The 9,129-nt window shown below is 41.5% G+C and carries 6 protein-coding genes and 1 pseudogene; 6 read left to right on the forward strand and 1 reads right to left on the reverse strand.

Going from position 1 to position 9,129, the window contains the following annotated elements; genetic code table 11:
• Both ACEO2X_RS12285 and ACEO2X_RS12290 read left to right on the forward strand, forming a co-directional pair.
• A pseudogene (locus ACEO2X_RS12285) lies at window positions 1-119 on the forward strand (IS30 family transposase); the annotation flags it as partial.
• Between the two features lie 74 nt (window positions 120-193).
• Entirely contained in the window at window positions 194-1,477 is a 1,284-nt protein-coding gene (locus ACEO2X_RS12290; RefSeq protein WP_371972086.1) for a DUF945 family protein, read from the forward strand.
• Window positions 1,478-1,550: 73 nt separating this feature from the next.
• Here the strand turns inward: ACEO2X_RS12290 and rlmKL are convergent, their stop codons facing one another.
• On the reverse strand, window positions 1,551-3,755 hold the full coding sequence (gene rlmKL / locus ACEO2X_RS12295; RefSeq protein ID WP_004971555.1) for a bifunctional 23S rRNA (guanine(2069)-N(7))-methyltransferase RlmK/23S rRNA (guanine(2445)-N(2))-methyltransferase RlmL: 2,205 nt from the start codon (window positions 3,753-3,755) through the stop codon (window positions 1,551-1,553).
• A 327-nt stretch (window positions 3,756-4,082) separates the two neighbouring features.
• Here rlmKL and ACEO2X_RS12300 point away from each other — a divergent pair, with 327 nt between their 5' ends.
• The 4 genes from ACEO2X_RS12300 (at window position 4,083) to ACEO2X_RS12315 (ending at window position 8,757) form a co-directional block, all read left to right on the forward strand.
• Window positions 4,083-4,472, forward strand: coding sequence for a hypothetical protein (locus tag ACEO2X_RS12300; protein ID WP_096901057.1), 390 nt, complete (start codon window positions 4,083-4,085; stop codon window positions 4,470-4,472).
• A gap of 305 nt (window positions 4,473-4,777) precedes the next feature.
• Window positions 4,778-5,794, forward strand: coding sequence for an aspartate carbamoyltransferase catalytic subunit (locus tag ACEO2X_RS12305; RefSeq protein WP_004971550.1), 1,017 nt, complete (start codon window positions 4,778-4,780; stop codon window positions 5,792-5,794).
• 10 nt (window positions 5,795-5,804) lie between these two features.
• Window positions 5,805-7,040: a dihydroorotase gene (locus ACEO2X_RS12310; protein ID WP_279186197.1), complete on the forward strand. Its 1,236-nt coding sequence runs from the start codon at window positions 5,805-5,807 to the stop codon at window positions 7,038-7,040.
• A gap of 232 nt (window positions 7,041-7,272) precedes the next feature.
• Window positions 7,273-8,757, forward strand: coding sequence for an OmpA family protein (locus tag ACEO2X_RS12315; RefSeq protein WP_096901055.1), 1,485 nt, complete (start codon window positions 7,273-7,275; stop codon window positions 8,755-8,757).
• Window positions 8,758-9,129 lie beyond the last annotated feature (372 nt).

The following is a 9,129-nucleotide window of genomic DNA, read 5'->3' on the forward strand; positions in this document are numbered from 1 at the left end:
CAAACGAACAAATAGAGCAGATAGAATTTGCACTCAACCATCGTCCTAGAAAAACACTAGGTTGGTATACACCGAGTGAAGTTATGGCTGGTTTTTATACTGTTGCACTTGCCGCTTGAATCCGCCTCTTTTTTAAAGAAGATTAATTATAATTTATTGTTCAATAAGAATAGATAAATTCTGAGCAGAATCTATGTCAAAAATAGTATGGGGTGGAATGGGGGTTGCAGTGTTGGCAGGAGCTGTCACTGCAGGAAATTTATATGCAGATAAGAGCCTGCGTGAGCATTATCAACAAAATTTAAATCCTGTACCCAATGTGAGCGTCCAATATACGGACTACGACATGGGGACTTTAACAGGTACTGCCAAATGGAAAATGACCATTATTGCAGACCCATGTAATGCTAAAGAAAAACTGGTGTTTCACGGACAAGATCAAATTCAGCGGACATGGAAAGGTTACCAAATTGATTCTAAAATGAATCTGGAACAAGGGCAGGGACAATTTTCCGAGTTCTTTCAGCAGCCTCTAAATGTGACAACGCAAGTGAATTGGTTGGGTGCATCGACCACGAAATTGAGCATACCTGCTATAGAGAAAAAAGAAGCAGGACTTGAAGCTAAATTTTCTCCTATGCAGATTGAGTTTCAGGCGAAACAAAGTCAGGGGCAGCAGAAAATTGTAAATATGAGTTTTGATGTGCCTCAATTGACGGTGCTGGATCAATTTGGACATCTTCAAGTAAAAGGCATGCAGTTTAAAACCAATCAGGCTTTGAATGTGCAGTCTTTAGAGCCGGGCTATCTCCAATTCAGTATTGCAGAAATGCAGCGTCAAGACCCAAAAGCAGTGGGTTCAGGCAAAATGAAAGACTTCAGTTGGCGTATGGATACTCAACTGCATGAGCGCACGGTAGATATTCAATCGAAATTTAAAATTGCCGAGTTAGGTTTAAATAATGTGCCTGCCATGCAAGACCTGCAAGTGAATTGGGATGTTAAAAACTTGCAGCGCAGTAAAATGCAGACGTTTCTTGATATTGTGCAAAAACAAAACAACTCATGCCTAGAAGCGGAAAACTTTGAGAAAGAAGTTCAACAAGCCTTGTTGGCTGTGATTAATGAGGGCTTTCAGTTCGAATCCAAGAAGAATCAGTTGAAATTAGGCACAGGCAGTATTCGGGCAGATTTGGTTGGTAAAGTGATGCCAGGGCATCAAACCACTGTAGAAGGCTTAGCGAAAATGTTCCCAAGTTTATTGGAAATGCAAACCGATGTGAGTTTTAACAAGCAAGTGGTCAAAACCATTATGAATAATTATATGAATGCTGCAGGTAAAAGCATGTCTGATCAGGAGTTGGAACAGATACTCAGTGCGATGCAAAGCAATCAGCAAATTCAACGTGATGGTGATGAATTTAAACTGTCGATGCATTATCAATATGGTGAAAAGAAGTTTTTAACTGGTCAATAATCTAGATACTGATCTACGATAAAACAAAGCCTGTTCAAATGAACAGGCTTTGTTGTATTGCCATATCGTTTATTTAAACAGGCGGGTGCTGAATTTTCCAAGCACGGTGGATTTTGGTGTTGCGTTTGAAATCTTGCCCAATGGTTTCATGGCTAATTTCCTGCACATCAAACATGGCTTCAATTTCTTCATCCATTTCAAAACCACGGTAGTTGTTGGAGAAGTACAGCGTTCCGCCTGTGGTTAAGCGGTTCATGGCACGCTTAATTAAAGAAACGTGGTCGCGTTGTACGTCAAATGTTCCGTAGAACTTTTTAGAGTTTGAGAAAGTTGGTGGGTCAATAAAGATCAGATCATATTGTTCATGACCTTCTTTGAGCCATTCAAAACAATCACTGGCAAAGAATTGATGTTGTTCATCGGCATGGTCTACCGTTAAACCATTCAATACAAAGTTTTCTTTAGACCAATTCAAATAAGTATTGGATAAATCGACGCTGGTGGTACTTGCTGCACCGCCAAGCGCGGCATGTAAACTTGCAGTTGAGGTATAACTGTATAAATTCAGGAAGTGCTTGCCACGTGCTTCTTTGGCAATACGTAAACGCATTTGACGATGGTCAAGGAACAAGCCTGTATCTAGGTAGTCGGTGAGGTTAACCAAAATTTTAGCCTGACCTTCTTGCACAATAAAACGCTTCGAGGCGGTACTTTGTTTGGTGTACTGGTTTTTACCTTCCTGACGGGCACGGGTTTTAATAAATACCGCATCGCGCCCTAAACCTGTGACAGCGCGAATGGCTTGTAAGGCAAGGTTAAAACGCTTTTTGGCTTTTTCAGGATCAATTTTTTTCGGCGGTGCATATTCTTGCACGTGCAAACGGTCGCCGTATAAATCGACTGCGACATTAAAGTCAGGTAAGTCGGCATCGTATAAACGCAGACAATGCACATTTTCTTTCACCGCCCATTTTTTCAGGCTTTGCATGTTTTTTTGCAAACGGTTGGTGAAATCTTCTGCGCCTTCAATGGGTTCAAACTGTTGCGGTTGCCAATCTGCTAAGAATGGGCGTGCGAATGTTGCAGGTTTGATCGTACCAAAACGGACATAAATTGGCAGTTTACCGTTCATCAAACGTAAAATTTGCGGGTCATTGAAAGCCAACACATCGGCTTGTTCAACTTGGGCTGCAATGACGGCTGCTTTTTGATTTGGGAAATGCTTTTGCAAGAGGGCAGACAGACCCAAATATAAGGCACGGTTCGAGGCTTTATCGCCCAAACGCTCACCATAAGGTGGGTTGGTTACAATAAAGGCCTTTTTACCTTCGGCTTGAAAGTCGGGCCAGTCAGCCAAAGTACGTTCTTCAATTTGAATCTGATCGAGCAGACTTTCAAAACCTGCTGCAATAATATTTTGCTTGGTGGCTTTGACTGCTTCCCAGTCGGCATCGAAAGCATAAAATTTTGGCAATGGTTGTTGTAATGCAGTTTGATGGCGTTCAGCCGCTTCTGCTTTAATGCTCATCCATAATTCATGGTCGTGACCTTGCCAACCGTTAAAACCGAAACGACGTACCAAACCCGGTGCACGGTCAGTCAGCATCATCAATGCTTCAATAATAAACGTACCCGAACCACACATTGGGTCTAAAATAATGTCGGGTTGAATTTGTTGTAATTGACCTTTTTGCAGAATCGCTGCGGCAAGGTTTTCTTTAATTGGGGCATCGGTCATAAAACGACGATAGCCGCGTTTATGCAGTGAATCGCCAGATAAATCTAGGCAGTATGTATGTTCTTTTTTACCTGCCAACACGTATAAGGTAATTTCAGGCTGTTTGATGTCAATGCTTGGACGTTTGCCCACTGCATCCATAAATGAATCGACCACACCATCTTTAACGCGCAAGGTCGCAAATTGGCTGTTCACTTTAATGTCACGCTCTATATGCAAACGCACTGCAAAAGTACTTTGTGGCGCAAAAATCAGTGACCAGTCAAAGCTCAGCGCACCTTCATAAAGCTCTTCGGCTACATCGCGCGCGTCGTGACTAAATTCAATTTCGTGTGTGTGAATTGGTGTAAGGACACGTGAGGCTAAACGTGACCACATGCAGACACGATAGGCATTTTCGAGTGTGCCTTTGAAAATTAAACGACCCGGTAAACGTTCGATATTTTGAATACCTAAACCTTGCATTTCTTCTTGCAATAAGGTTTCAAGTCCATCTGCACAGGTGACCCAATATGTAGAAAGACGGGGTTTCGAATTCATGAAAATTTCCAAAAGCAATTCAGCAATCGGCTATTTTACCGTATTTTGTGCTAGAAAACTTAGTGATTTAGCGTGAATCGTGCAGAATTTTAAAGGTCTAGGTTTGAAGAGCTTCAGGGCATTTTTTACTGTTTTTTTCTAAAAAGGCAATGAGGATGTAATGACATCTCTAAAAAATTTTGAGTGATTGTATTGCGGAAAAATAAAAACCTGAATATTCACATGATTGGTATGTATTTTGCTCATACATTGTTGTGATGGTGAACATTTTGCAGATGAGCATCAAACACTGCAAAACAACAATGAAGCGATAAGGGGAATATTTAAATGACCACGGCTACTTTAAACACGGCACAGGCTTTAACAGCAAATAACGAGATTTTTTCAGTTGCCACTTTAATTTATACGCGATTAAGACGGGTCAGTGGACGTGTGATTGATGTCATGTATCTGGTTGAAAATTCAGACTATGCACGTGCTGTGCTGCAATTGGCGCTCGCTACACACGATGAGGAATTGTGCCGTTATGCGCTGCGCTTAAAAAGTATATTGGCTAACTTAATGGATGCTGATGCAGAAATAACGTCGCCACAGACTGAAGCGCAGCAATTAGATGCAGTAGAAAATATAGAAAATATAGATGACTTGACTGAACCTACAGCTGAAGAAATTTATCGGGCGCAGGTGTCCCATCATTATATAGGGGCATTGCGTTAAACGGTGAATTGTACAGACTATGCCTACATAGCCTGAAGGTTGCGTAGGCAGTTGTAGGCGAAGATTGACCCACCAGATGTTCATCAAGCTCATATCAAGATGATTGGCTAGCAGAGCAGTTAAATATAAATGCCATCCTTTCACATCGCTTTGTAGAGTATTAAGCATGAAAGAAAGTGTAGATGAGTCTGCATGACTTAATTTTTAAAATCATAAGTTTCTTTTGACTAAATCACGCCAAGTTACACTGCTTTGCCAAATCAATTTCTGTATAATGCGTTAACTTAACGTATAAGGAATCTCTCATGCATTTGGCGGCATTGCATACTCCGAGCCAGATTCAATTGAATAAAGATGGGCATTTAAAACACTTTTTAACCATCGAAGGTCTTTCCAAAGAAACCCTCACCCAAATTCTGGACACAGCACAGTCCTTTTTCAATGAACAAAACCAACTGATCACCAATAATTTGCTCGAAGGGCGCACGGTGATGAATTTGTTCTTCGAAAACTCTACTCGTACCCGCACCACATTTGAAGCCGCAGCCAAGCGTCTTTCTGCCAATGTACTCAATATTGATATTGCCCGTTCAAGTACCTCTAAAGGTGAAACTTTGCGTGACACTTTGTGGAACTTAGAGGCGATGGCTGCTGACATTTTTGTGGTGCGTCATTCATCTTCAGGTGCAGCACATTTTATTGCTAAAACGGTTTGCCCAAAGGTTGCCATTATTAATGCGGGTGATGGCCGTCATGCACATCCAACGCAAGCGATGTTGGATATGCTGACCATTCGCCGTGAAACCCAACGACCTTATGAAGAATTAAGTGTTGCGATTATTGGTGATATCAAACATTCACGCGTGGCGCGTTCCGATGTGGCTGCCTTGCAAACACTGGGCTGTAAAGACATTCGCGTGATTGCACCGAACACCTTGTTGCCCTACGGTTTTGATGAATATGGCGCAGGCGTGCGTTTATTTAACAAAATGGAAGAAGGCATTAAAGATTGCGACGTGATTATCACCCTGCGTATTCAAAATGAACGTATTGATTCGCCAGCACTTGCCTCACAAGCCGAATTCTACAAAATGTACGGTTTAAACAAAGAGCGTTTGGCGCTTGCAAAACCAAACTGTATTGTGATGCATCCTGGTCCAATGAACCGTGGTGTCGAAATTGATTCAAGCATTGCCGATGGGCCTCAATCGGTGATTTTAAATCAAGTAACCAACGGTATTGCGGTACGTATGGCGGTATTGGCCTTGGCGATGCAAGGTCAATTGCAAGAACAAGGTTTGATTGACGCGATTGCGGTATAAGGAAAAAGTCATGGCGATTGTAAAAATTGAAAATGTACGTGTGCTTGACCCAATCCAGCAAATTGACCGCGTACAAACGGTATATCTTGAAAATGGCAAGTTGGTTGCAGAAAGTGCAGATATTAGCGAAAGCATAGATGCCCAAGGTCAATGGCTCATGCCAACTATGGTCGATTTATGCGCACGTTTACGTGAACCTGGTCAGCAACAACATGGCACGCTCAAATCTGAAGGCAAGGCCGCACGTGAAAACGGAATTCTGCACTTATTTACGCCACCCGATTCTAAACCAATCGTGCAAGACAACGGTGCACTCATTCATGGTTTGGTCGAAAAAGCCATGTTGGATGGTGGCATTTATTTAGAAGTGATTGGTGCACAAACTCAAGGTTTAAACGGCAAGCAGCCTGCCAATATGGCGGGACTGAAAAAAGGCGGCTGTAGTGCAGTGTCCAATGCCAATGCACCTTTTGAAGATGATGATGTCGTGATTCGCACACTGGAATATGCTGCAGGTTTGGACATGACCGTGGTGTTCTATGCCGAAGAACCGCAAATTGCTAAAGATGGCTGTGTGCATGAAGGTTTTATTGCATCGCGTCAGGGCTTGCCTATGATTCCAACTTTGGCAGAAACCGTAGCGATTGCCAAATATTTGCTGATGATTGAAGCCACAGGTGTACGTGCGCATTTTGGCTTATTGTCTTGTGGTGCATCAGTTGAATTGATTCAACAAGCTAAAGCCAAAGGTTTACCTGTCACTTGTGATGTTGCGATGCATCAACTGCATTTAACCGATCAAATTATTGATGGTTTTAACTCGTTAGCGCATGTACGTCCGCCACTGCGCTCAGAGCAAGACAAAGCATTACTGCGTCAAGGTGTAAAAGATGGTGTGATTGATGCGATTTGTACTCATCATGAGCCGTTAAATAGCTCTGCAAAAATGGCACCATTTGCAGATACTTTGTCAGGTTTTACTGCATTTGATACTTATATTCCATTTGGGATTCAACTGATTCAGGAAGGTCTGTTCAGTCCATTGGAATGGGTAGAAAAAGTGACACTTGCACCTGCGCGTGTGGCAAAAATGCAAAGTCGTTGGGAACAGGAAGCGGGTTGGGTCTTGGTTGATCCAGAAGTGGAATGGACACTGAACAAAGAAACGATTGTGTCACAAGGCAAAAATACGCCTTTGATTAATCAAGTTGTAAAAGGCAAACCAGTACGCGTCTTTACTGCTTAATATGCTCTGATTGATATTTTATTTTCAAGTTTAAATAAGAGTCAGCTTCGGCTGGCTTTTTTATTGAATTTTAACAATCCCCAAATAGAAAATCGAAGAAGAGACTCTACATTCCGTTGACTCAAATTTCACAACAAAATCAAAACACCACAATTTATTACATTTGTTTAAATTTTAAGCATATACACTAAAAAACAACTTGAAAACAAAGACAAAAAAAGAGGGCATATATATGCAAACAGATTTTATAGACTTGCTCAAACAAAGTGTGTCATCCATTGTATTGGAAGGGGAAACCCAGCATTTGCTTGAAAAAAATCAGGCATTAAATAGTTTTTATCCCATTTTATTGTCTATTTTAAATTCACGACCTGAACTGATTGACAATCTGCTGCGACAACTGAATCCACGTGTGGGCGATGTATTTGGTTCAAATCTATCTTTAAAACAGCAGTTTTTAGATTTGGTCAGCGGCACAGCACCGCAAACCGAAATTGAAAACACCCTGAATCGTTCAATTGCACCAAGTTTAAACTTTTTGGAAAATCAGGCAGGTTCATCTGACCCAGTTGCAATTCAGCATTTACTGCAAAACAATTTAGATTCAATTCAGGCGGCTTTACCGCAGTGGGCAACAGCATTATTGGCTGCTTTGGGGGTAAATAATGCTGCGGGCCAAACCGTACATCAAGCACCTGAAGTCATTGTGACTGAGCCAGTAGAAGAACGCCGTTCGTGGTTATTGCCAATTTTAGCTTTAATTATTTTAATTGGTTTATTGGCATTTTTATTCCGTGCATGTAGTGACCGCAACCAAGCGCCTGCAACCACACAGACCCAAGTGGCAGCAAATCAGGCTGCAATGTTGCAAGTCAGTACAGGCAGTGATGGTAATTTGGTGACCTGTCAAATTTTGCTGAATAATCCAAGCTATATGGAAATTCTGCAGAATGAAGTGAAGCAAATTTTCAATCATCCAACAGGTTGTGGTGCAGAAAATTTTGCCAACTATCATTCGGAATTTATTGATCAGGACGTGATTCCAAGCGTTTTAAAAATGCTGAAAGGTGTACCGAATGTCAATTTAAACTGGGTGGGTAATCAACTGTCTATTCAAGCCACGAACCCTGCCGATGCAGAGCGTTTAGCCAGTCAAATTCGTCCATTGGCTAAAAACATGACTGTAGTGACTCAGCAACCTGCAGAAACTACAGTAACCGATGTTAATCAGGCTGTAACCAGCAGTATTAGCAATGCCGAGCAGGCTTTGGCTGCAATTAATCCTGACAATATTCAAGCTTTGGATATTGCGACGGCACTCAATATGCAAATCATTAATTTTGATTCTGCATCGACTGAAATTCCAGCAGCCAATAAGTCTATTTTAGATCAGGCTGCGATATTGATGCAGCGCGCGCCACAAGTGCAATTAACCGTGAAAGGGCATACCGATGCCGTAGGTGATGCCAATGCCAACAAAACTTTGTCACAACAACGTGCGCAAGCAGTGGTCGATTATTTAGTATCACGTGGTGTAAATCCGGGTCAATTGCAAGCCATTGGTTTTGGTTCAGAGCAGCCGATTGCGGCAAATGCAACGCCAGAAGGTCAATTTAAAAACCGCCGTATTGAGTTTGAAGTCTTGAATGTAGATACAGGCACGGTGCGTAGTGTGGAAGATGCTGGCGTGGTAGAGCAAAAGGCGCCTCAATCTTAAAATAGGTCTATTTTCTTGTAAGCCTTCACTTTGCAAAGTGAAGGCTTTTTTATTGTGGATCAATCCCGAAGTATTGTGCAAATATCGAAATTGAAAGTGATTTTTTAAATGATTTTTGGTTTAGTGGAATAATTTTATAAATCAGTGATTTATTGGTTTTGTTGAGTGGAAAAGTATAGGAGTCAAAATAAACTCTCTCCCTTGTATTAAGTTTTAAAGCAGTGCATCAAAACTTGCAAAGGAGAGGGTTAATAACTGCTAGTTGAAATCTACCTATTTCTATATTATTATATACAAATGAGTAGATATGTTAGTATTGGCGTTGCAGCTAAAACACTGGGTGTTTCCATCCAAACCCTAAGAAGATGGGAT

Source organism: Acinetobacter sp. AL9 (assembly GCF_041464035.1).
GTDB classification, from domain to species: Bacteria; Pseudomonadota; Gammaproteobacteria; order Pseudomonadales; family Moraxellaceae; genus Acinetobacter; species Acinetobacter towneri.

Coding starts and splice junctions, on each gene's coding strand:
- ACEO2X_RS12300 (WP_096901057.1), top strand. CDS start 4,083: ATGACCACGGCTACTTTAAACACGGCACAGGCTTTAACAGCAAATAAC.
- ACEO2X_RS12305 (WP_004971550.1), top strand. CDS start 4,778: ATGCATTTGGCGGCATTGCATACTCCGAGCCAGATTCAATTGAATAAA.
- ACEO2X_RS12310 (WP_279186197.1), top strand. CDS start 5,805: ATGGCGATTGTAAAAATTGAAAATGTACGTGTGCTTGACCCAATCCAG.
- rlmKL (WP_004971555.1), bottom strand. CDS start 3,755: ATGAATTCGAAACCCCGTCTTTCTACATATTGGGTCACCTGTGCAGAT.
- ACEO2X_RS12315 (WP_096901055.1), top strand. CDS start 7,273: ATGCAAACAGATTTTATAGACTTGCTCAAACAAAGTGTGTCATCCATT.
- ACEO2X_RS12290 (WP_371972086.1), top strand. CDS start 194: ATGTCAAAAATAGTATGGGGTGGAATGGGGGTTGCAGTGTTGGCAGGA.